The 21653-nt window shown below is 70.6% G+C and carries 20 protein-coding genes; 10 read left to right on the plus strand and 10 right to left on the minus strand.

From position 1 onward, the window contains the following. Positions 1 to 122: 122 nt before the first annotated feature. The 10 genes from dusB (at position 123) to QMO56_RS17085 (ending at position 11743) form a co-directional block, all read left to right on the plus strand. Complete coding sequence (gene dusB / locus QMO56_RS17040) at positions 123 to 1205, plus strand: tRNA dihydrouridine synthase DusB (protein WP_283527617.1); 1083 nt, start codon at positions 123 to 125, stop codon at positions 1203 to 1205. Beyond that, a complete protein-coding gene (locus tag QMO56_RS17045; RefSeq protein ID WP_283527619.1) occupies positions 1202 to 2344 on the plus strand; it encodes a nitrogen regulation protein NR(II) in 1143 nt (380 codons plus the stop codon). Before dusB ends, QMO56_RS17045 begins: the two co-directional genes overlap by 4 nt. Continuing rightward, positions 2341 to 3786 carry a nitrogen regulation protein NR(I) gene (ntrC, locus tag QMO56_RS17050; RefSeq protein ID WP_283527621.1) on the plus strand — a complete coding sequence of 482 codons (1446 nt, stop codon included), beginning with the start codon at positions 2341 to 2343 and terminating at the stop codon, positions 3784 to 3786. The genes QMO56_RS17045 and ntrC overlap by 4 nt, the downstream gene beginning before the upstream one ends. After that, positions 3783 to 6086 (plus strand): PAS domain-containing sensor histidine kinase, encoded by a 2304-nt coding sequence (locus tag QMO56_RS17055; RefSeq protein WP_283527622.1) that lies wholly within the window; start codon positions 3783 to 3785, stop codon positions 6084 to 6086. The genes ntrC and QMO56_RS17055 overlap by 4 nt, the downstream gene beginning before the upstream one ends. Next, positions 6076 to 7476 (plus strand): sigma-54 dependent transcriptional regulator, encoded by a 1401-nt coding sequence (locus tag QMO56_RS17060; RefSeq protein WP_283527624.1) that lies wholly within the window; start codon positions 6076 to 6078, stop codon positions 7474 to 7476. The genes QMO56_RS17055 and QMO56_RS17060 overlap by 11 nt, the downstream gene beginning before the upstream one ends. An 88-nt stretch (positions 7477 to 7564) precedes the next feature. Next, positions 7565 to 8437, plus strand: coding sequence for a D-amino-acid transaminase (locus QMO56_RS17065; RefSeq protein WP_283527626.1), 873 nt, complete (start codon positions 7565 to 7567; stop codon positions 8435 to 8437). Next, positions 8434 to 9108 (plus strand): HAD family hydrolase, encoded by a 675-nt coding sequence (locus QMO56_RS17070; RefSeq protein WP_283527628.1) that lies wholly within the window; start codon positions 8434 to 8436, stop codon positions 9106 to 9108. Before QMO56_RS17065 ends, QMO56_RS17070 begins: the two co-directional genes overlap by 4 nt. 115 nt (positions 9109 to 9223) lie before the next feature. Then, positions 9224 to 9565 carry an RNA chaperone Hfq gene (hfq, locus tag QMO56_RS17075; protein ID WP_283527630.1) on the plus strand — a complete coding sequence of 114 codons (342 nt, stop codon included), beginning with the start codon at positions 9224 to 9226 and terminating at the stop codon, positions 9563 to 9565. Next, a complete protein-coding gene (hflX, locus tag QMO56_RS17080; protein WP_408906536.1) occupies positions 9546 to 10898 on the plus strand; it encodes a GTPase HflX in 1353 nt (450 codons plus the stop codon). The genes hfq and hflX overlap by 20 nt, the downstream gene beginning before the upstream one ends. A gap of 17 nt (positions 10899 to 10915) precedes the next feature. Continuing rightward, complete coding sequence (locus tag QMO56_RS17085; protein WP_283527634.1) at positions 10916 to 11743, plus strand: inositol monophosphatase family protein; 828 nt, start codon at positions 10916 to 10918, stop codon at positions 11741 to 11743. Positions 11744 to 11768: 25 nt separating this feature from the next. Here the strand turns inward: QMO56_RS17085 and mazG are convergent, their stop codons facing one another. The 10 genes from mazG to QMO56_RS17135 all read right to left on the minus strand — a co-directional run bounded on the left by mazG (position 11769) and on the right by QMO56_RS17135 (position 21586). Next, positions 11769 to 12566, minus strand: a complete 798-nt coding sequence (mazG, locus tag QMO56_RS17090) for a nucleoside triphosphate pyrophosphohydrolase (protein ID WP_283527636.1) — start codon at positions 12564 to 12566, stop codon at positions 11769 to 11771. Positions 12567 to 12633: 67 nt separating this feature from the next. Continuing rightward, positions 12634 to 13422: an MBL fold metallo-hydrolase gene (locus tag QMO56_RS17095; protein WP_283527702.1), complete on the minus strand. Its 789-nt coding sequence runs from the start codon at positions 13420 to 13422 to the stop codon at positions 12634 to 12636. Positions 13423 to 13432: 10 nt separating this feature from the next. Then, a complete protein-coding gene (locus tag QMO56_RS17100) occupies positions 13433 to 14203 on the minus strand; it encodes a TatD family hydrolase (protein WP_283527704.1) in 771 nt (256 codons plus the stop codon). Beyond that, positions 14203 to 15750 carry a methionine--tRNA ligase gene (metG, locus tag QMO56_RS17105; RefSeq protein WP_283527706.1) on the minus strand — a complete coding sequence of 516 codons (1548 nt, stop codon included), beginning with the start codon at positions 15748 to 15750 and terminating at the stop codon, positions 14203 to 14205. The genes QMO56_RS17100 and metG overlap by 1 nt, the downstream gene beginning before the upstream one ends. Positions 15751 to 15761: 11 nt before the next feature. Continuing rightward, positions 15762 to 16766: a DNA polymerase III subunit delta' gene (locus QMO56_RS17110; protein WP_283527638.1), complete on the minus strand. Its 1005-nt coding sequence runs from the start codon at positions 16764 to 16766 to the stop codon at positions 15762 to 15764. Continuing rightward, positions 16763 to 17392, minus strand: a complete 630-nt coding sequence (tmk, locus tag QMO56_RS17115) for a dTMP kinase (RefSeq protein WP_283527640.1) — start codon at positions 17390 to 17392, stop codon at positions 16763 to 16765. Before tmk ends, QMO56_RS17110 begins: the two co-directional genes overlap by 4 nt. A 1-nt stretch (position 17393) precedes the next feature. Beyond that, the gene (locus tag QMO56_RS17120) at positions 17394 to 18605 is read right to left on the minus strand and encodes a D-alanyl-D-alanine carboxypeptidase family protein (protein ID WP_283527642.1); all 1212 of its coding nucleotides are present in this window, start codon (positions 18603 to 18605) and stop codon (positions 17394 to 17396) included. A gap of 24 nt (positions 18606 to 18629) precedes the next feature. Then, positions 18630 to 19541: a septal ring lytic transglycosylase RlpA family protein gene (locus QMO56_RS17125; RefSeq protein ID WP_283527643.1), complete on the minus strand. Its 912-nt coding sequence runs from the start codon at positions 19539 to 19541 to the stop codon at positions 18630 to 18632. Next, on the minus strand, positions 19538 to 20509 hold the full coding sequence (locus tag QMO56_RS17130) for a lytic transglycosylase domain-containing protein (RefSeq protein WP_283527645.1): 972 nt from the start codon (positions 20507 to 20509) through the stop codon (positions 19538 to 19540). The genes QMO56_RS17125 and QMO56_RS17130 overlap by 4 nt, the downstream gene beginning before the upstream one ends. Positions 20510 to 20575: 66 nt before the next feature. Next, a complete protein-coding gene (locus QMO56_RS17135; RefSeq protein ID WP_283527647.1) occupies positions 20576 to 21586 on the minus strand; it encodes a lipid A deacylase LpxR family protein in 1011 nt (336 codons plus the stop codon). Between the last annotated feature and the right edge of the window lie 67 nt (positions 21587 to 21653).

The following is a 21653-nucleotide window of genomic DNA, read 5'->3' on the forward strand; positions in this document are numbered from 1 at the left end:
CGTCAGGAGTTCGCCAAGCCGGTTTCAAGGGGCGTGACCTGGGTCAAGCGGTGAAATTTGCCAACAGGTCAGGCGGTTTGCTCATGGACGGATCGGGGGCTTGTGACTAGATTGCCCAAATCATGAGCATCGCCCCCACGCCTTCCACGGCCGCGCCGCCGGTGTTGCGGCCGATCACGGTCGGGCCGATCCGCATCGACGCCCCGGTCATCCTCGCGCCCATGTCGGGCGTTACCGATCTGCCCTTCCGCCGCCTCTGCCGCGAGTTGCGGGCTCCCATGGTGGTCAGCGAGATGATCGCCAGCCAGGCCATGGTGCGGGAGAACCGCCAGACGCTGAAGATGGCCGAGGTGGACGGGTTCGGCGGGCCGGCCAGCGTGCAGCTCGCCGGCTGCGACCCCGTGACCATGGGGGAGGCGGCGAAGCTGGCGGCGGATCGCGGCGCCGCCATCGTGGACATCAACTTCGGCTGCCCCGTGAAGAAGGTGGCGTTCGGTCAGCAGGCCGGCAGCGCCCTGATGCGGGACGAGATCCATGCCGCCCGCCTGCTGGAGGCGACGGTGAAGGCCGTCTCCGTGCCGGTCACGCTGAAGATGCGCATGGGCTGGGACCACAACAGCCTCAACGCCCCGCGCCTGGCGAAGATCGCCGAGGAGTGCGGCATCCGCATGGTGACGGTGCATGGCCGCACCCGGCAGATGTTCTACACCGGCAGCGCCGACTGGGCCTTCGTCGCCCAGGTGAAGCAGGCGGTGGGCATCCCCGTCATCGTCAACGGCGACATCCTGACGCCGCAGGACGCGGCCGAGGCGCTGCGCCAGTCCGGGGCGGACGGCGTGATGATCGGCCGCGGCTGCTATGGCCGGCCCTGGCTGCTGGCCCGCACCGCGGCCTACCTGACCACCGGCGCCGAGCTGCCCGAGCCCGACCTCGCCACCCAGTACGAGATCCTGCTGCGGCACTACCGGGCGATGCTGGAGCACCACGGCACCCATCCCGGCGTGCGGCTCGCCCGCAAGCACCTCGCCTGGTACTCGAAGGGCCTGCCCGGCTCGGCGGAGTTCCGCGTGCAGGTGAACCGGGCGGAGACGGCGGAAGCCGCCGAGGCTTTGCTGGAAGCCTTCTACCGTCCGCTGATCGACCAGGGCGTCGAAGCCGTCCGGGACGCCTTCCGTGAGCCGGACCAGGATGCGCTGGCGGCATGAGCAGTCCCGTCCTTTCGTTCCGGAGGCCCGGGGAGGGCAGCGTGGCCTTGCCTGACGCCGTGGCTTTGCTCGCCGCCCTTCCGGTGCCCGTGGTGGTGCTCGACGCGAAGGACCGCTTCCGCTCCGCCAATCCGGCGGCGGAGCAGTTTTTTCAGCTTTCGGCGGGCACACTGGCCCAGCTCGGCCTCGCCGACCTGATCCCGCCCGACAGCCGCCTTTTCGCCCTTGTGGCGCAGGTCCGCATGCTCGACTCACCCGTCTCGGACCATGATCTCACGCTGGACAGCCCCCGCCTGCACCGGACCGGCGTCGCGGCGCATGGCGCGCCGCTGCCCGAGCTGCCCGGCGCGGTCGTGCTGACGCTGCAGGATGGCAGCAAGGCGCAGAAGCTTGAGCGCCAGCTCGACTTCCGCGGCGCGGCGCGCGGCGCCTCGGCCATGGCGGCGATGCTGGCGCATGAGGTGAAGAATCCGCTTTCCGGCATCCGCGGCGCGGCGCAGCTGCTGGAGCAGTCGGCCAGCGAGGCGGATCGTGAGCTCTGCGTCCTGATCCAGGACGAGGCGGACCGCATCCGCAGCCTTGTCGAGCGGATGGACATGTTCTCCGAGCGCCCGGTGGAGCGTGCCCCGGTGAACATCCATGAGGTGCTCGACCATGTGCGGCGCATCGCCGGGCGCGGCTTCGCCAGTCATCTGCGCATCGTCGAGGACTACGACCCTTCGCTGCCGCCGATCTTCGGCAACCGGGACCTGCTGGTGCAGGTCCTGCTGAACCTGGTGAAGAACGCCGCCGAGGCGGTGGACCCGCAGACCGGCGAGATCCACCTCTCCACCGCCTACCATCATGGCGTGCGGATCGCGATTCCCGGCTCGCGCGAGCGGGTCCATCTGCCGCTGCAGGTCAGCGTGCGCGACAATGGGCCCGGCATTCCCGAGGATGTCAGCGCGACGATGTGGGAGCCCTTCGTCTCCACCAAGCGGGGCGGGCAGGGGCTCGGCCTCGCCCTGGTGGCCAAGCTTGTCGCCGATCAGGGTGGCCTGATCGAGTGCGACAGCCGCCCCGGCCGCACGGTGTTCCGCCTCTCCCTTCCGATGGTGCCGACCGGCTTCGCCGGCCACCCCAAGACCCGCGACGAATGACCGACACCCGCACCATCCTCGTGGCCGACGACGATCGCGCCATCCGCACTGTCCTCTCCCAGGCGCTGGGGCGCGCCGGCTACACGGTGAGGGCGACCTCCTCGGCGGCCACCCTCTGGCGCTGGGTGGAGGAAGGCGCCGGCGACCTGGTGATCACCGACGTGGTGATGCCTGACGAAAACGGGCTGGACCTCGTGCCGCGCATCAAGCGCGTGCGGCCGGAGCTGCGCGTGGTGGTGATGTCCGCGCAGTCCACCTTCATGACGGCGGTGAAGGCGGCCCAGCGCGGCGCCTTCGAGTACCTGCCGAAGCCTTTCGACCTGAAGGAGCTGCTGGCCGTTGTCGCCCGTGCCCTGACCGCGCCGGCCCTGCCGCAGCCGCGGGAGGAGGACGCGGATGGCGAGGGCGAGCGCCTGCCGCTGGTCGGCCGCTCGCCGGCCATGCAGGAGATCTACCGCACCGTCGCCCGGCTGACGACGACCGACCTCACGGTGATGATCACCGGCGAGAGCGGCACCGGCAAGGAGCTGGTGGCGCGTGCCCTGCATGACTATGGCCGCCGCCGCACCGGCCCCTTCGTCGCCATCAACATGGCGGCGATCCCGCGCGAGCTGATCGAAAGCGAGCTGTTCGGGCACGAGCGCGGCGCCTTCACCGGGGCGCTGGCGCGCGGCGTCGGCCGCTTCGAGCAGGCGGCGGGCGGCACGCTGTTCCTGGACGAGATCGGCGACATGCCATCCGAGGCGCAGACCCGCCTGCTGCGCGTGCTGCAGGAGGGCGAGTTCACCACTGTCGGCGGCCGCAACCCGATCAAGGCGAATGTCCGCATCGTCGCGGCCACGCACCGGGACCTGCGGCAGGCGATCCGCCAGGGGCTGTTCCGCGAGGACCTGTTCTACCGTCTCAACGTGGTGCCCATCCGGTTGCCGCCGCTGCGCGAGCGGCTGGAGGACATCCCGCTGCTGGCCAAGCACTTCCTGGACCGCGCCAAGGCCTCCGGCCTGCCGGCCAAGCAGCTCGACCAGGGCGCGGTGGAGCGCCTGCGGCAGCACTCCTGGCCCGGCAATGCGCGCGAGCTGGAGAACCTGATGCGCCGGCTGGCCGCGCTCTACCCGCAGGAGGTGATCGGCGCCGACGCCGTCGCCGCCGAGCTGACCGAGGCCGCCCCCATCGCCGATCCCGAGACGCGCAGCCCCGAGACGCTGGAGCAGGCCGTGGAGCGGCATCTCAGCAGCTTCGTGGCGGCGCAGAAGGATGGGCTGCCGGTGCGCGATCTCTATGAGCGTGTGCTGGCCGAGGTGGAACGCCCGCTGCTCCGGCTCGCCCTCTCGGCCACGCGCGGCAACCAGATCAAGGCCGCCGCCATGCTCGGGCTGAACCGGAACACGCTGCGCAAGAAGATCCGCGAGCTCGACCTGCCGGTGGTGCGCGGGTTGTCGTGAAGCGCCTCGCCAGCCGGCTCGGCGAGAGCCGCCCCTCGCTCTTCCGCCGCATCCTCGATGCGCTGCTGGGGCGGGGTGTGACGATCGCCCTGGCGGTGGGCGCGCTGCTGCTGGGCATCGGCACCTTCACCCTGCTTTCGGGGGGCAGCCCCTTCGGCCCCACCCGGCCGGGGCAGGTGGTGGCGATGGTGCTGGTCAACGTCGCCTTCCTGCTGCTGCTCGCGGTCTCGCTGATCGCCCGGCTGGTCCGCGTCTGGGCCGAGCGGCGGCGCGGCTCGGCGGGCTCGCGGCTGCATGTGCGGCTGGTGATGCTGTTCAGCGTCGTCGCCGTGGTGCCGGCGCTGCTGGTCGCCATTTTCGCCGCGGTATTCTTCAATCTCGGCATTCAGGCCTGGTTCAGCGACCGGGTGCGCGACACGCTGGAGGCCAGCCTCGTCGCCTCGCGTGCCTATCTGGATGAGCATCGCAACACCATCCGCGCCGATGCGCTGGCGATGGCGGCGGACCTGAACCGGGCAGGGCGGCTGCTCGACAGCAACCAGTATGGCTTCGCGCAGATCCTCGCCACGCATACCGTGCTGCGGGGGTTGACCGACTCCGTGGTCTTCGACCCGGTGACCGGCCGCGTCGTCTCGCATGCCGGGCTGACCACGACGCCGGTGCTGGAGCCGCTGCCGGCCTGGGCCATGGAGCTGGCGCGCAGCGGCGAGGTGGCCGTGCTGCCGGGCGAGTCGGAGGAGGGGCGGGTGCGCGCCCTGGTCGAGCTGGATATCGGCCCCGGGCTGATGCTGCTGATCGGCCGCCCGGTGGACCCCAGCGTCATCGAGCACATGAAGCGCACCGAGCGGGCCTTCCAGGCCTATGACCAGCTCGACCGCAACCGCTCGGGCCTGCAGATCACCTTCGCCATGATCTTCGCCATCGCCGCGCTGCTGGTGCTGATGGCGGCGGTGCTGATCGGCCTCGTCATCGCCAACCAGATCGCCCGGCCGCTCGCCCGGCTGATCATCGCGGCGGACCGGGTGCGCTCCGGCGACCTCTCCGTGCGTGTGACCGAGAGCGAGGCGGATGACGAGGTCGGCTCGCTTTCCCGCGCCTTCAACCGCATGACCAACCAGCTCGCCGCCCAGCGCAGCGAGCTGATGGAGGCCTATCGCCAGATCGACGAGCGGCGGCGCTTCACCGAGACGGTGCTGGCCGGCGTCTCGGCCGGCGTGGTCGGGCTGGACACCGAGGGCCGCATCAACCTGCCCAACCGCAGCGCCAGCGAGTTGCTGGGCCGCGACCTCAGCGCCGAACTGGGTCATCGGCTCGCCGATGTGGTGCCGGAATTCGCCCCCCTGCTGGAGGCGGCGCTGGCCACGCCCGAGCGGCCGCAGACGGCGGAAATCCGCATCGGCCCGGCCAGCGAGCGGCGCTCGCTCCTGGCCCAGATCGGCGCCGAGCTGCAGCGCGGGCAGGTGGTGGGCTTCGTGCTGACCTTCGACGATATCACCGAGCTGCTTTCCGCCCAGCGCAAGGCGGCCTGGGCCGATGTCGCGCGTCGCATCGCGCATGAGATCAAGAACCCGCTGACGCCGATCCAGCTCTCGGCCGAGCGGCTGAAGCGGCGCTACCTGAAGGAGATCCAGTCCGACCCCGATACCTTCAAGGCCTGCACCGACACCATCGTCCGGCAGGTCGAGGATATCGGGCGGATGGTGGACGAGTTCTCCGCCTTCGCGCGCATGCCGCAGCCGGTGATCCGGCCGGAACCGGTCGACCAGGTTGCGCGCGAAGCGCTGATTCTCCAGCAGCACGCGCATCACGACATTGTTTATTCAACGCAAATCCCGCCGGAGGCGCCGCGTGTGGCCTGTGACCGCCGGCTGATCGGCCAGGCGCTGACCAATCTTCTCGCCAATGCCGCGGATGCCGTGGCGATGCGGCGCCAGGCGGAGGCGGCCGAGGGAGCCGAGCCGCCGGCGGGGCGGATCACGCTTTCCGTGGAGGTGGGCGAGGAATGGGTCACGCTCGCGGTGGAGGATGACGGCATCGGCCTGCCGCAGGGCGAGGAGCGGGCGCGGCTGACCGAGCCCTATGTGACTCATAAAGCAAAAGGGACTGGCCTTGGTCTTGCCATCGTCAAGAAGATCATGGAGGACCACGGAGGAAGGCTGGTGTTGACCGAGCGGCGCGACGCCGCGGGAGGACCACTGCCGGGCGCCAGGGCGGCGCTGCTGCTGCCGAGGCGCAGCGGACCGGAATCCGGGACAGAGATGGCGGCAAAAAGCACGGAGATGCAGCAGCATGGCGCATGATATCCTGATCGTCGATGACGAGCCGGACATCCGCGCGCTGATCGAGGGCATTCTTTCGGACGAAGGCTACGAGACGCGGGTCGCGCAGAATTCCGACACCGCGCTCGCCGCCTTCCGTGCCCGCCGGCCCAGCCTCGTCATCCTCGACATCTGGCTGCAGAACTCGCGCCTGGACGGGCTCGGCATCCTCGAGGCGATGCAGCGGGAGGAGCCCAAGGTGCCGGTGGTCATGATCTCCGGCCATGGCACCATCGAGACCGCGGTGCAGGCGATCCAGCAGGGCGCCTATGACTTCATCGAGAAGCCGTTCAAATCCGACCGGCTGCTGCTGATCGCCGAGCGGGCGCTGGAGGCAGCGCGGCTGAAGCGCGAGGTCAGCGAGCTGAAGCTGCGCGCGGGGGCCGAGACGGAACTGCTGGGCAGTTCATCGCAGATCTCCCAGTTGCGCGGCGCGATCGAGCGGGTGGCGCCGACCGGCAGCCGGGTGCTGATCTCCGGGCCCGCGGGTGCTGGGAAGGAGGTGGCGGCGCGCATGATCCATGCCCGTTCCCGCCGCGCCGCCGAGCCCTTTGTCGCCCTGAACTGCGCCACCCTCAATCCCGCGCGCTTCGAGGAGGAGCTGTTCGGCATCGAGTCCGGCACCGATCCGCAGGCGCCGCCGCGCCGCTCCGGCGTGCTGGAGCGCGCCCATGGCGGCACGCTGCTGCTCGACGAGGTGGCCGACATGCCGCTGGAAACCCAGGGCAAGATCGTCCGTGCCCTGCAGGAGCAGGGCTTCGAGCGCGTCGGTGGTGCGACCCGCGTGAAGGTGGATGTGCGCGTGATTGCCACCACCAACCGGGATCTCGCGGCCGAGATCGCCGCAGGGCGGTTCCGCGAGGACCTTTACTACCGCCTCGCCGTGGTGCCGCTGCGCGTACCGGCGCTGCGCGAGCGTCGGGAGGACGTGCCGCTGCTGGCGCGCTACTTCATGGCGCGCACGGCGGAGACCTCCGGCGTGCCGGCGCGCGAGCTGTCCGAGGACGTGCTGGCGGCCATGCAGGCCTATGACTGGCCCGGCAATGTCCGCCAGCTGCGCAACCTCGTGGACTGGCTGCTGATCATGGCGCCGGGCGGCCCCGGCGAGCCGATCCGGCCGGAGATGCTGCCGCCGGAGGTGGGGGCTGCGGCGCCGGCCGCGCTGAAGCTCGACCGCTCCTCCGAGATCATGACCCTGCCGCTGCGCGAGGCGCGGGAGCTGTTCGAGCGGCAGTACCTGGAGGCGCAGCTGCTGCGCTTCGGGGGCAATATCAGCCGCACCGCCAATTTCGTCGGCATGGAGCGCAGCGCGCTGCACCGGAAGCTGAAGTTCCTCGGCGTGCAGGCCGAGGACCGCGCCGCGCAGGGGTGAGGAAAGCGCAGGCGGGGCATTGCCGCGCCGCCCTGCTGGCGCGAAGCTGCGCCCTCCTTATCGTGAGCAGCAGGAAGAGACTCTGGGCATGTCCCGCATCGCCTATGTGAATGGCCGTTATCTCCCCCAGCGCGAGGCCAGCGTGAACGTCGAGGATCGCGGCTACCAGTTCGGCGATGGCATCTACGAGGTGGTGCACCTCTATGACGGCCGTTTCATCGATGAGGACCGGCACCTGGACCGGCTGGAGCGCTCGCTGAAGGAGATCCGCCTGCCCATGCCGATGCCGCGGCAGGCGCTGTCGCACGTGCTGCAGGAGGTCGCGCGCAAGAACCGGGTGCGGGAAGGGCTGCTCTACATGCAGGTGACGCGCGGCGTGGCACGGCGCGATCATCCGTTTCCCGCGCAGCCCGTGCCGCCGGCCCTGGTGGTGACGGTGAAGCGCATCCCGCCCTATCCGGCGACGATCGACAACTGGAGCGGCGCGGCGATCACCCTGCCGGACCTGCGCTGGGCGCGGCGCGACATCAAGACCACCAACCTGCTGCCCAACGTTCTGGCGCGCCAGGCGGCGCGAGAGCAGGGCGCCATCGAGGCGATCCTCTACGAGGAGGAGACTGGCTTCGTCACCGAGGGCGCGGCGACCAACTTCTGGATCGTGGACGAGAACGGCACCATCCGCACGCGCCCGCTGTCGCACGACATCCTGCCGGGCTGCACCCGGGGCGCGCTGATGGCCGAGCTGAAGCAGGCCGGCATCGCCTTCGAGGAGCGTGCCTTCACGCGGGACGAGTTGAAGCGCGCGCGTGAGGCCTTCATCACCTCCGCCACCTCCTTCGTGAAGCCGATCGTGACGATCGACGGCGCCCCGGTGGGCGACGGCACGCCCGGCCCGGTCGCGCGCCGGCTGTTCGAGCTCTTTGCCCGCCATGTGAAGGGCGGCGTGAAGAACGCGGCATGAGCGCGGTGGTCCTGCCGCTCCCGCAGGCCATCCTGTGGGACTGGGACAATACGCTGGTGGATGCCTGGGGCGGCGTCCAGGCCGGGATGAACGCCGCGCTGCGCGCTTTCGCCCTGCCGGAATGGTCCATCGAGGAGGTGCGCGCGCGCGCGCGCCTCTCCCTGCGCGACGCCTTCCCGGCCATCTTCGGCGCGGAGTGGGAGCGCGCGCGCGAGCTGTTCTACGGGGAAGTGCGTGCCCGGCACCTGGAGTTCCTGACGCCGCTCGGCGGCGTCCTCGCCGCACTCGATGCCGCGGCGGCCTGGCCGTTGGCCGTGGTCTCGAACAAGCAGGGGCCGATCCTGCGGAGGGAGGCGGCGCATCTCGGATGGGACATCCGCTTTGGCGCGCTGGTCGGGGCAGGGGACGCGGCCGCCGACAAGCCGGCCGCCGCGCCGGTGCTGATGGCGCTGGAACGGCTCGGCATCGCGCCGGGGCCGGGGGTCTGGTTCGTCGGCGATACGGGCGTGGACATGCAGGCGGCGCGGGCAGCGGGCTGCAGCGCCGTGCTGCTGGGCGATGCGGCGCATGACGGCGGCGTGGCCGCGCTTTCCCCCGACGCGGTCTTCGCCGATGGGCATGTGCTCGCCGAATGCCTGCGCGGCCTTGCCAAGACCCCCCGCCTTGCATGATCTTGCGGGCGAACCGGCGGGCAGCCCGCCCGCCGGGGCGGAGCCCTGTGCCTGCCTGCGTAAAGACGCCGGTGGCCCGGAAAAGGGCCCGCCAAGAAAAAGAAGGACCGAGCCTATGGCCGCCGAGAAGTCCCAGAATGTTCAGGACGTGTTCCTGAACCATGTCCGCAAGAGCAAGACGCCGGTGACCATCTTCCTGGTCAATGGCGTGAAGCTGCAGGGCATCATCACCTGGTTCGACAATTTCTCCGTCCTGCTGCGCCGCGACGGCCACACCCAGCTGGTCTACAAGCACGCCATCAGCACCGTCATGCCGGGCGCGCCGATCACGCTGTTCGATGCCTCCTCCGCCACCGGAGCGGCGGCGGCGGCAGCTCCTGCCGGCCCGGTGAATGTGAGCCGGAACGGTACCCTGACAATGCAACGCGAGGTCAATCCTGTCGGCTCCTCCGACTGACGCCAGCGAGGCACGGAGCAGCAAGCCGACGCTTGCCGCCGTGCTGCTGCCGTATGAGCGCCCGACGCGCCCGGCGGGCGCCGAGGGCGTTGTCGCCCTTCCCGATGCCCGCTTCGCCAGCCGCGCCGCCGAGGCCCGCCTGGCCGAGGCCGTTGGCCTCGCCGCCTCGATCGGTCTGACCGTCGTGCACAGCGCCGTGCTGCCCCTGCGCAGCCGGCGCCCCTCCACGCTGCTCGGCGAGGGGCAGGTCGAGATGGTGAAGGGCGCCATCGAGGAAAACCAGGTCGGCGTGGTGGTGGTGGATGCCGCCCTCTCGCCGGTCCAGCAGCGCAACCTGGAGCGCGCCTGGGGCTGCAAGGTCATCGACCGGACCGGCCTCATCCTGGAGATCTTCGGCGAGCGTGCCCGCACCAGGGAAGGCTCGCTGCAGGTCGAACTGGCGCATCTGGAATACCAGCGGACGCGGCTGGTGCGGTCCTGGACCCACCTGGAGCGCCAGCGCGGCGGCTTCGGCTTCCTCGGCGGCCCTGGCGAAAGCCAGATCGAGATCGACCGGCGGCTGATCGGCGAGCGCATCGTCAAGCTGAAGCGCGAGCTGGAGCAGGTGCGCCGCACCCGCGGCCTGCACCGGGCCGCGCGCACCCGCGTGCCCTTCCCGGTGGTGGCGCTGGTCGGCTACACGAACGCGGGCAAGTCCACGCTGTTCAACGCACTGACCGGCGCCGGCATCTACGCGCAGGACCAGCTCTTCGCGACGCTGGACCCCACCATGCGGGCGATCCGCCTGCCCAGCGGCCGCACCATCATCCTCTCCGACACGGTCGGCTTCATCAGCGACCTGCCGACGCAGCTGATCGAGGCCTTCCGCGCGACGCTGGAGGAGGTGGCCGCGGCCGACATCATCCTGCATGTGCGGGACGTGGCGCATCCGGACAGTGCCTCGCAGCGCGCCGATGTCATCGCCGTGCTGACGGAAATGGCCTCCGGGCCTCATCCGACGCTCGACGAGAACTGGCCCCGGCGCACCATCGAGGTGCTGAACAAGGCCGATCTGCTCGGCGGCACCTCGGCGGTGCCCGGGGCGGACGATGCGGGTTCGGTCGTGGTCTCGGCGCTGACGGGGGAGGGGCTGGATGCCTTGCGCGCCGCCCTCGACGCCCGCCTTGCCGCGGGGATGGAGACGGTCGAATACGCCATCCCGCCCGGCGAGGGCGCGCGGCTGGCCTGGCTCTACCAGCATGGCGAAGTGCTCACCCGTGCCGATGACGACGACGCCATCCACCTGACCGTGCGCCTCTCGCCGGCCGACCGTGCCCGTTTCGAGCAATCCTGACCGCGTGCGAGGACCCGATGCGCTTTAACTCCCGCCTGGCGACCGACATCGCCGTCCTCCTGCGCGATGCGGCGCAGGCGGAGATCAAGCCGCGCTTCCGCCGCCTCGCCAGCGGCGCCGTGCGCACCAAGACCAGCATCACCGATCTGGTGACGGATGCGGACGAGGCGGCGGAGCGGCGCATCACCGCCGAGCTGACGGAACGCTTTCCCGGCTGCGTGGTGATCGGCGAGGAAGCCACCGCCACCGACCCCGCCGTGCTGGACCGTCTGGCGGGCGCCGACCTCGCCTTCGTGGTGGACCCGGTGGATGGCACCGCCAACTTCGCCGCCGGCGTGCCGCTGTTCGGCTGCATGGCCGCCGCCGTGGTGAAGGGCGAGGTGGTCGCCTCCTGGATCTACGACCCCATGGGCGACGACACCGCCATCGCCCTGCGCGGGGAAGGGGCCTGGATCGAGGCGCCGGATGGCCACCGGACGGACCTCCACGTCGCCCCGCCCGTGCCGGTGGAGCAGATGATCGCCGGCATCTCCTGGACCTATATCGCCGAACCCTGGAAGAGCCGCCTCACCGCACGGATGCCGAAGCTGGCCGGCGGCGTGCATTTCCGCTGCGCGGCGCATGAGTACCGGCTGATCGCCTCGGGCGGCGCCCATGCCGTGCTCTACAGCCGGCTGATGCCCTGGGACCACCTGCCGGGCTGGCTGCTGCACCGCGAGGCGGGCGGCTACAGCGCCCGCTTCGACGGCAGCCCGTACCGCCCGGAGCATACCGATGGCGGGCTGCTCGCCGCGCCCGACGAGGCGAGCTGGCACGCCCTCCACGCGGCCCTGCTGGCGGACTGACGACCGCCTGGCAGGCTGCCGGCCGTCAGGCGCCCCGGCGCTCGGCGGCCTTCACCTGCTGCCAGGCGTTCTCCATCTCCTCCAGCTCGACATCCGGCAGGCTGTGGCCCTCGGCTGTCAGCCGCGCCTCCATCGCGTTGAAGCGGCGTTCGAACTTGGCATTGGCGGCCCGGAGGCAGGCTTCCGGGTCGAGGTCCAGCTTGCGCGCCAGATTGACCATCACGAAGAGCATGTCGCCCAGCTCGTCGGCCATGCGCTCCGGCGCGGCGCCGGGAAGCTCGGCGCGCAGCTCCGCGACTTCCTCCACCAGCTTGTCCAGCACCGCATCCGGGTCGGGCCAGTCGAAGCCCACCCGGGCGGCGCGGCGGGCCAGCTTGTTGGCACGGGTCAGGGCGGGCAGGGCAGGCGGAATGCCGGCCAGGGTGCCCGTCTCGGCGCGCGCCGCGCGCTCGGCCTGCTTCTGGACTTCCCAGGCCGCATTCTGCGCCGCGGTATCGCGCGCGGCCGCCTCGCCAAAGACATGCGGGTGCCGGCGGATCATCTTGTCGGAAATGGTGCGCGCCACGGCGGCGAAGTCGAAGGCGCCAGCCTCCTGGGCCATCTGCGCGTGGTAGACGACCTGGAACAGCAGGTCGCCCAATTCGTCCTGCAGGGCCGGCAGATCGCCGCGGGCAATGGCGTCGGCGACCTCGTAGGCTTCCTCGATCGTGTAGGGCGCGATCGTGGCGAAGCTCTGCTCGCGGTCCCAGGGGCAGCCATCGGGCGCGCGCAGGCGGGCCATGATGGAAAGCAGGCGCATCAGGGCAGGAGCGGCGTCATCCATGGCGGGATCTCCGGGCGGCAACCGGCACATGCGAATGCCGCATAAGGAATATTATGTAAAATAATCTTCAGCCGGTATGCAGCACCAGGCCGTCATGCGCCGGCTCGATGCCCTCCGGCAGGTTCGCCTGCATCCAGGCCCAGTCCATGTCGTGCCCCATATGGGTCAGCACGGTCCGGCGCGGTCGTAGCCGCTCCACCCATTCCAGCACACGCTCCAGATTGGCATGCACCGGATGCGGTCGCCGCTGGAAGCAGTCCACGACCCAGGTATCCAGCCCTTCCAGCTGCTCCAGGCTTTCCTCGGGCATGGTGACAACGTCGGTCGAGTACGCGAAGTCACCGATCCGCAGGCCCAGCGTCTCCATCACCTTGTGGTCCTGGCGCAGCAGCCGGACCGCCAGGCCCGCCACCTCGACCAGCTGCCCCGCCTCGACCGGAACCGGCTCCAGGGCCGGCCGGAAGAAACTCGGTCCCGTCGGGGGCCGGAAGGCATAGTCGAAGCGGGTCTGCAGGGTCTCCAGCGTCTCGGGCGTGGCCAGCACCGGGATGACGGCGCCAAGGGCGCGGTTCAGCGGCCGGAACTCGTCCAGGCCCATGATATGGTCGGCATGGCCATGTGTGACGAGCAGCGCATCCACCACGCTGATGCGGTTGGCCAGCAGCTGCCGGCGCAGGTCCGGCCCGGCATCCACCAGCAGCCTGCGCCCGCCCGGACCCTCGACCAGGATGGCGGACCGGCTGCGCTCGTTGCGCGGCTCCCGGGGGTCGCAGGCCCCCCAGTCACCGCTGCCATCCGGCCCGCCCAGCATCGGCACGCCGGCAGACCCGCCGCAGCCCAGGACAGTAACCTTCAGCTTCAAGAGATTAAGCCGCTTTCTGGAACAGCCGGTGGAAGTTGGCCGTGGTCCGTTCGGCCAGTGCATCCGGGCTCAACCCGCGAACCTCAGCCAGCACTCGGGCGGTATGCGAGACATAGGACGGCTCGTTGCGCTTGCCGCGGAACGGAACCGGCGCGAGATAGGGTGCATCCGTCTCCACCAGAATACGGTCCTCCGGCATGTCCCGGGCGATCTCCCGAATCTCGCCGGATTTCGGGAAGGTCAGGATGCCGGAGAAGGAAACGTATCCCCCCATTTCTATTGCATCTTCGGCAAGTTTGCGGGTCGAGCTGAAGCAATGCAGCAGGAACGGGAAGTCGCCGCCCGCGCGTTCCTCGCGCAGGATGGCGCTGATGTCGGCATCGGCATCCCGGGCATGGATCACCAGCGGCAGGCCGGTTTCCCGCGCCGCGCGGATGTGCCGCCGGAAGCCCTCCTGCTGCACTTCGCGCGGTGCCTTGTCGTAGAAGTAGTCGAGCCCGCTCTCGCCGATGCCGATGATGCGCGGGTGCTCCGCAGCGGCGACGATCTCGGCCACTTCGGGCAGAGGCCCCTCGCCCGCATTCTGCGGATGCACGCCGACCGTGCCCCAGACCTGCGGAAACCGCTCCGCCAGCGCCTTCACCGCCTCGGCCTGGCCCATCCGGACGCCGATCGTCACCATCCGGCCGACGCCCGCCTCGGCAGCGCGGCGCAGGATCTCCTCGATTTCCGCCTCGGTATAGTAGTCGAGGTGGCAGTGGCTATCGACCAGCATCACGCCGCCTCGCCCTGGATCTTCTGGAAGAGCGGGCTGGGCGGCGGCAGCGACGTTCCGCCGGGCAGCGGCGTTGCCAGGGCATCCAGGCCGCGCGCCTCGGCCGGCACGGCGAGCTGGTCCAGCAGTTTCGCCATGGTATCGGGCATGAAGGGCTGCAGCAGCGTGCCGAAAACGCGCAGCGCATCGTGCAGGGTCCGCAGCACCACGCGCATCCGCTCCGGATCGGTCTTCTTCAGCGCCCAGGGCTGCTCGCGGGTGATGTAGCCATTGGCCTCGCGGATCGCGGTGAAGATCTGCGCCAGCGCGGCGTCGAATTTCTGCTGGTTCAGCAGCTCATCCACCATGGCGGAAAGCTCCGCATGGCCGGCGATGGCCAGGAACGCACGGTCCGCCTCGCTGGCCGTGGTGGCGGGCTCCGGCAGGCGGCCCTCGCAGTTGCGCTGGAGCAGGCTCAGCGTGCGGTTGGCCAGGTTGCCAAGGGCATCGGCCAGCTCACCGTTCAGCCGGCCCACCAGCGCCTTGCGCTGGAAGTCGCCATCCTGGCCGAAGGGCACCTCGCGCAGCAGGAAGAATCGCACGGGGTCGAGCCCGAACTCCTCCACCAGCGCCAGCGGATCAATGACGTTGCCCAGCGACTTCGAGATCTTCTGCCCCTCATTGGTCCACCAGCCATGCGCGAAGACGCGCCTCGGCGTCGGCAGGCCCGCGGCCATCAGGAAGGCCGGCCAGTAGATCGTGTGGAAGCGCAGGATGTCCTTGCCGACGAAATGCACATCCGCCGGCCAGAACTTCCAGAGCGGCCCGCTTTCATCGGGATAGCCGAGCGCGGTAATGTAGTTCGTCAGCGCGTCGAGCCAGACATACATCACATGCGCCTCGTCCCCCGGCACCTTCACGCCCCACTTGAAGGAGGTGCGGGAGATCGAGAGGTCGTTCAGCCCGCCTTTGACGAAGCTGATCACCTCGTTGCGCCGGCTGACCGGCGCGATGAAGTCCGGGTTCTCGTCGTAGAAGGCCAGCAGCCTGTCCTGCCACGCGGAGAGGCGGAAGAAATAGGAAGGCTCCCTCACCCACTCCACCGGCGCGCCGGTCGGGGCGAATTTCTGGCCGTCCTTCTCGGTGATCTCGTCGGGGCCGTAGAAGGCCTCGTCGCGCACGGCGTACCAGCCCTCGTAGTGGCCGAGATAGATCTGGCCGCGCTCCTCCAGCCGCTTCCACAGCGCGGCGCAGGCGTCCTTGTGGCGCTCCTCCGTCGTGCGGATGAAGGCGTCGTTGGAATAGTTCATGCGCACCGCGAGGTCGCGGAAGGCCTGGCTCACCTGGTCGGTGAAGGTCTGCGGATCGAGGCCCTTGGCCTCGGCGGCCTTCTCCACCTTCTGGCCGTGCTCGTCGGTGCCGGTCAGGAAGAAGACCTCATGCCCGGAGAGCCGCTTCCAGCGGGCCAGCACGTCCGCCGCCAGGGAGGTGTAGGCGTGGCCGATATGCGGCTTGTCGTTCACGTAGTAGATGGGCGTCGTCAGGTAAAAGCGCCGCTCGCTCGTCATGCTCATGGTCCTCAGCGCGAGGCCAGCTGCGAGAGCCCGCTCAGCACCGCCTGCTTGCGGTCCAGGTTCAGGGTCTCCGTCTCATCGGCCAGTCGGCCGAGGGTGTCCCACAGGGTGGCCCAGTCGGCAAGCGGGCGGGCGGCAATGAAGCCCGGCGCCGGCTGGCCGCGGCCCGCCGCCCGGATCGCCTCGCCCAATCCCGTGCGCAGCAGCTCCATGAAGGTGACGAACGCGCTTCCGTCCCGCTTGGCCGCCAGGGTATCGGCCAGTTGATGCAGGCTGCGCGGATCAGGCCGCGGCAGTGCGCCAAGAAAGGTCTCCACCTGCGCCTGCAACGCCAGCCCGTCGCCCTCCGCGAGCTGCAATGCCCTTCCCGGCGCGCCGCCGGAGATGCGCGCCAGCACCGCGCGCTGCTCCGGCTGAAGCTCCGGCAGCCAGCGGCCCAGCACCGCATCCATCTCCGGCGCCGGCAGCGGAAACAGGTCGACGCGGCGGCAGCGGCTGCGGATGGTGGGCAGCAGCCGGTCCGGCGCCGCGGTGGTCAGCAGCAGCAGGGCACGGGCCGGCGGCTCCTCCAGCGTCTTGAGCAGGGCGTTCTGCGCCTCGGCATTCATCGCCTCCACCTGCTCGACGATGACGATGCGCCAGCCGCCCTCCGCCGCTGTCAGGCCGAGGAAGCGGGGCACCTGGCGCACCTCGTCCACGCGGATCATCAGCTTGACGCCGCGCTCGCCGGCATTCGGCGCCAGCACGCGCAGGTCGGCATGGCCGCCGGCCGCGACGCGCCGGAACACCGCATCCTCCGGCCGCACCGCCAGCGGCGCCTGCCCCGGCGGACGGCCGGCCAGCAGCCAGCGGGCGAAGCGATAGGCCAGCGTGGCCTTGCCGACGCCGCGCGGCCCGGCCAGCAGCCAGGCGTGGTGCAGGCGCCCTGCCCCGGCCGCCTCGGCCAGCATCTGCGCGGCGTGGTCGTGCCCGAACAGCTCTGGGTTGGCGCGCGGCTCCGGCGGGATCACAGCGGCGCCCCCAGGCGGCTGCGCAGCACTTTCGCCGCCTCGGCATAGAGCGGCTCCGGCGGCAGCAGCGCATCCAGCAGCGCACAGCGGCGCGGGTCGGCCTCGGCGATGCGGCGGAACGCCTCCCGCACCCGGGCATGGAACTCCGGCCCCAGCCGCTCGAAGCGATCCGGCGCGCCGCGCGCGACGGCGCGGGCCATGCCGGCTTCGGCAGGCAGGTCGAGCACCAGCGTCAGGTCGGGCTCGAAGCCCGGCAGGGCCACATCATACAGCCCATGCCAGACCGCCGGGTCGAGCCCGTGGCCGTGGCACTGGTAGGCCAGCGTCGAGTCGGCAAAGCGGTCGCAGATCACCCAGGCGCCGGCGGCGAGAGCCGGTTCGATGGTCTTGGCCACGTGTTCGCGGCGCGCCGCGAACATCAGCATGGCCTCGGCCACCGGGTCCCAGGCGACGTCGCCGCTCAGCAGCAGGGCGCGCAGGGCCTCGGCCCCCGGCGCGCCGCCCGGTTCGCGCGTGCGCAGCACCGGTTGGCCGGCCAGGGCCAGCGCCTCCGCCAGACGGCGGGCCAGGGTGGTCTTGCCGGCCCCTTCCCCGCCCTCCAGCGTGATGAAGACGCCGCGGGGCACCTCAGCCGGAGACCAGGTGGCTCAGCACGGTCGGGATGCGCTGCACCAGCCCGAGCTTGGCCACGTCCGCGCCGGCATAGAGCGGCAGGACCATCGGCGGAACCCCCTCGCCGGAGATGTCGAGCTGGCCCAGCTCCTGGCCCTTCGCAACGGGCGCGGGCACCGGCCCCTCATAGCGCAGCTTCACCGCCAGGTTGCGGCGCCACTGGCGCGGCAGGGTCAGCACGAGATCCTTGCCGCCGACCAGCGGCACGCTCGGCTGCTCGCCGAGATAGACCGGCACGCTGTCCACCGTGTCGGCGGCCTTGAACAGCACGACATTCTCGAACTCGCGGAAGCCCCATTCCAGCAGCCGCTCCGGCTCCTCGGCGCGCTGGCGCATGCTGGAGAGGCCGTTCACCACCAGGATCAGCCGCCGCTCGCCGCGCTTGACCGTGCCGACGAGGCCATAGCCCGCCTCTTCCGTATGGCCGGTCTTGAGTCCGTCCGCGCCGGAGACCCGGCCGAGCAGCGGGTTGCGGTTCTGCTGGGTGATGTCGTGCCAGGTGAAGGCCCGCTCGCTGTAGAGGGGGTAATATTGCGGGAAGTCATGGATCAGCGCGCGCGCGAGGATGGCGAGGTCGCGCGCCGTCATCTTGTGCTCGGGGTCGGGCCAGCCGTTCGCGTTGCGGAAGGTGCTGTTCTTCAGCCCGAGGCGCTTGGCGTAGTCGTTCATCAATTCGGCGAACTGCGGCTCGCTGCCGCTGATGCCCTCCGCCAGCACGACGCAGGCATCGTTGCCGGACTGCACGATGACGCCCTGGAGCAGGTTCTGCACGCTGATCGAGCTGCCCAGCTCGACGAACATCTTCGAGCCGCCCGTGCGCCAGGCCTTCTCGCTGACCGGCAGTTCCTGATCCATCCGCAGCCGGCCCTGCTTCAGCATGTCGAAGACGACGTAGGCCGTCATCAGCTTCGACATGGAGGAGGGCGTCATCCGTTCGTCGGCGTTCTTCTCCAGAAGCACGGCGTCGGTATCGGCATCGATCAGGATCGCCTGCCGGGCCTCGGTGTCAACCGGGCCGAGCGGCGTGCTGGCAGGTGAGGTCGGCGCCGGCGGCGTGGCCGCGCCATGGCCTGCGGGCGCCCGGCGCTGCGCGAAGGCGGGGCCGGGCAGCAAGCCGGCGGCAAGCGCGGCGGCGGCACCGCCCAGCAGTTCGCGGCGAAGCGGCATCGCGGAAATCTCCATTCTCTGCAGTCAGTCGATCAGGATGCGGGCTTCCGGCACACCCGCCCCCAGCACATTCTCTAGCGCGGCATCGGCTTGCGCAACCGAGGCGAAGGGTCCGAGCCGAACACGATATTCCGGCCGCCGCGGCGGCCCTCGCATTTCCACCCGCCCCCTGATCCGCGCCGCCTGCCGGTAGGCCTCGGCGCGGTTGGTGAAGGTGCCGGCCTCGACCAGCAGCCGGCCCATGCGCGGCGCACCCTGCATCACCTGCTCCGGCAGGCGGACCGGCACGCTGGCCGCGGCGTCCGGAATACCCACCGCCCGGACCGGCGCCTCCCGCCCCTGGCGGACCTGCCCGGCCACGCGGGCGCCGGGCGGCGGCGGCAGGGCCTCGCTCTCCAGCGCGGCGCGTGGCGCCGTGGCGATGGCCAGGGGGCGCGCCTCCGGCTGCGGCAGGCTGGCCGCCAGCGCGCGGGATGCCTCAGGATCCACCGCGATGGCGACCGGCACGCCGCCTGCCGGCGGAATCCGCAGCAGCTCGGCGGCGCGGCGCGAGAGCTCAAGCTGCCGGCCCGGGGAGGCCGGCCCGCGGTCATTCACCCGCACGCGCAGCTCCAGCCCGTTCTCCAGGTTGGTCACGCGCAGGATGGCGGGGAGCTGCAGCGTGCGGTGCGCGGCGGTCAGCAAAGCGGGGTCGTAGGCCTCGCCATTGGCGGTGCGCCGCCCCGCCCGCGCATCCGGCGTGACCGCGGCGAGGCCCGTCTCCTGCAGGGCGAAATCCTCACGCGGATAGGACCAGACGCCGCCCATCCGGTAAGGCTCGCCCACCATGTAGCGGCCCTCCTGGGCGCTCTCGCGGGCACCCTGCGGGGCGCATCCGTTCACGCCCAGCAGCACCGCCAGGGCGGTGGCCGGCAACAGGCGCAGGGCGCCGCTCATGCAATGCGGTCGGACAGCAGGCCAATGACGAGGGCGTAGTAGTCTGAGGGGTTGTAGCGGCGGATGACGTGGAAGTTCTTGTACACCGCGAAGGCCTGCCCCCCCGGAGTGCCCGGCAGGAGGATGGAGGTCTCCATCTCCAGCGGTGGCAGCGTGGTGCCATCCGCCGCCGTGACGCCCAGGCGCAGCCAGTCCCGCAGCGGGCGCCGCGTGCTCCGTCCGGCCAGCGCGGGATCGAAGTTCGGCGGCAGCAGCACCTCGCGGCCCCAGCGCTCATCGTCCCGCCAGCCGCTGCGCGCCAGGTAGTTGGCGATGGATGCGAGGGAGTCCGCCGTGCTGGACCAGATGTCGCGCCGCCCGTCCCCGTCGAAGTCCACCGCCAGCCGCTCGAAGCTGCTCGGCATGAACTGCGGATTGCCCATGGCGCCGGCATAGCTGCCGCGCATCTGCTCCGGAGCGACGTCCCCCTCCTGCAGGATGCGCAGCGCGGCCAGCAGCTCCTTGCGGAAGAATTCATGGCGCCGCCCATCCCAGGCCAGGGTGGCGAGCGCCTCGATGACGTTGAAGTTGCCGGTGAAGCCGCCGTAGTTCGTCTCCAGCCCCCAGATCGCCACCACGATGCGCGGCGAGACCTGGTAGCGGCGCCAGACGGCATCCAGCAGCGCCTGGTTCTCGCCGAAGACCTGCTGGCCGCGCTGGATGCGCTGCTGCGACAGCCGGCCGTCCCGGTACTGCTCCCAGGTCAGCGTGAACTCGGGCTGCCGGCGGTCCAGCTCCAGCACCTTGTCATTGGGGCGGATGATGGCGAAGGCGCGCCGCACCGTCTCGTCGGCGATGCCGTTGCGCCGTGCCTCCGCTGCCACACCGGCCAGGAAGTCGGTGAAGCCGGCGGTGGCGGCATGGGCCGTGGCGCTCGCCAGGACCGGAGCGGCCGCGACTCGCGTCAGAAAGGATCGGCGGTTGAGCATGGGGCGACTGGTGCCACGACCACGCCGCCCCCTGCAACAGCCCCTTTCACCGGGAAATGCTTTATCTCAAAAGCGGAAGGAGATGCTGAGCGAGCCGAAGCTCTGCGTGCCTCGCTGGCCGTAGAACTCCTCGCTGCGCCAGACCTGGGTATAGGCGAGGCGCATACCGTGCCAGAGCACCGCGAGGCCCGCCTGCAGCTCGCCGACCAGGGGCCGCCGGTCCACGCTTCGGCTGTCCCGCCAGGTATTGCCGTCGAGGAAGATGTCGTGTGCCACGACGCGCCCGAGGGTGCCGCCGAAGACATACCAGCCGAACTCCCGGCGGGGCTGGATCCAGGCGGAACCCGCCAGGGCCGGCCGGATACGGGGCGGGCCGAAATCCGCGTCGAGCCCCTGCCCCAGCCGCACCAGCCCGCCCAGGCCCGCATAGGTCTGCACATTGCCGAGGCCCACTGTCAGTGCCGGGATGGCCTCCATCTGCACCGGCCCAACCTCGCCAAGCGGCAGGCGCCACTTCCGCTCGTAGATGGCGGCGACCGCCGGCTCGTCCTTGAGCTGGCTGTGCCAGCCATTGGCCTGATCGACCCCGATCAGCTCATGGTAGTTGTTCTGCACGAACTCGCCGAGCGCCGAGGGGCCAACCACGCCGAGCTGCAGCTCGAACAGGTTGGAGGTCCGCTCGGTGATGCGGGTCAGCGAGAAAGCACCATAGAGGTAGGCGGCATAGGGCCGGTCATTCGGGTCCGGATGCGTCGTCTCGGTGTCCTGCGGCGTGTAGAGGTTCTGGCCGAAGGCCAGCCCCCAGCGCAGCGCGCCCGGGCCCATCATCCAGTCCAGCCGGTCGTTCAGCCAGGCGAGCGGGCCCGGCAGGTCGGCCGAGGGGGAGCGCCAGGCGAACTGGAAGCCGTTCGTGTAGTAGCGGTCGCTGCCGCCGAACATGTCATTGTCGAGCGAGAAGGTCAGCGTGCCCGCCGGATCGGGGGGCGGAGCGTGGTCCAGCTGCGCCTGCGCCTGCGCCGGCCCGGCAAGGCTCGCAGCGACCGAGAGGGCCGAGACAGCGAGGAGACATTTGCGCATCGGGCTTTCCTTTTGACGACGCGGGCGCTAACGCCACGTTCCGTGGCGAGTTTTCGTGCGGAGCGCA

This window comes from Roseomonas sp. E05 (assembly GCF_030063475.1).
GTDB lineage: Bacteria > Pseudomonadota > Alphaproteobacteria > Acetobacterales > Acetobacteraceae > Pseudoroseomonas.

Bases quoted from the DNA above. Each gene is read 5' to 3' on its own strand.
- dusB (WP_283527617.1), top strand. From the start codon at position 123: ATGAGCATCGCCCCCACGCCTTCCACGGCCGCGCCGCCGGTGTTGCGG.
- QMO56_RS17045 (WP_283527619.1), top strand. From the start codon at position 1,202: ATGAGCAGTCCCGTCCTTTCGTTCCGGAGGCCCGGGGAGGGCAGCGTG.
- ntrC (WP_283527621.1), top strand. From the start codon at position 2,341: ATGACCGACACCCGCACCATCCTCGTGGCCGACGACGATCGCGCCATC.
- QMO56_RS17060 (WP_283527624.1), top strand. From the start codon at position 6,076: ATGGCGCATGATATCCTGATCGTCGATGACGAGCCGGACATCCGCGCG.
- QMO56_RS17065 (WP_283527626.1), top strand. From the start codon at position 7,565: ATGTCCCGCATCGCCTATGTGAATGGCCGTTATCTCCCCCAGCGCGAG.
- QMO56_RS17070 (WP_283527628.1), top strand. From the start codon at position 8,434: ATGAGCGCGGTGGTCCTGCCGCTCCCGCAGGCCATCCTGTGGGACTGG.
- hfq (WP_283527630.1), top strand. From the start codon at position 9,224: ATGGCCGCCGAGAAGTCCCAGAATGTTCAGGACGTGTTCCTGAACCAT.
- QMO56_RS17085 (WP_283527634.1), top strand. From the start codon at position 10,916: ATGCGCTTTAACTCCCGCCTGGCGACCGACATCGCCGTCCTCCTGCGC.
- mazG (WP_283527636.1), bottom strand. From the start codon at position 12,566: ATGGATGACGCCGCTCCTGCCCTGATGCGCCTGCTTTCCATCATGGCC.
- QMO56_RS17100 (WP_283527704.1), bottom strand. From the start codon at position 14,203: ATGCTGGTCGATAGCCACTGCCACCTCGACTACTATACCGAGGCGGAA.
- metG (WP_283527706.1), bottom strand. From the start codon at position 15,750: ATGACGAGCGAGCGGCGCTTTTACCTGACGACGCCCATCTACTACGTG.
- QMO56_RS17120 (WP_283527642.1), bottom strand. From the start codon at position 18,605: ATGCCGCTTCGCCGCGAACTGCTGGGCGGTGCCGCCGCCGCGCTTGCC.
- QMO56_RS17125 (WP_283527643.1), bottom strand. From the start codon at position 19,541: ATGAGCGGCGCCCTGCGCCTGTTGCCGGCCACCGCCCTGGCGGTGCTG.
- QMO56_RS17130 (WP_283527645.1), bottom strand. From the start codon at position 20,509: ATGCTCAACCGCCGATCCTTTCTGACGCGAGTCGCGGCCGCTCCGGTC.
- QMO56_RS17135 (WP_283527647.1), bottom strand. From the start codon at position 21,586: ATGCGCAAATGTCTCCTCGCTGTCTCGGCCCTCTCGGTCGCTGCGAGC.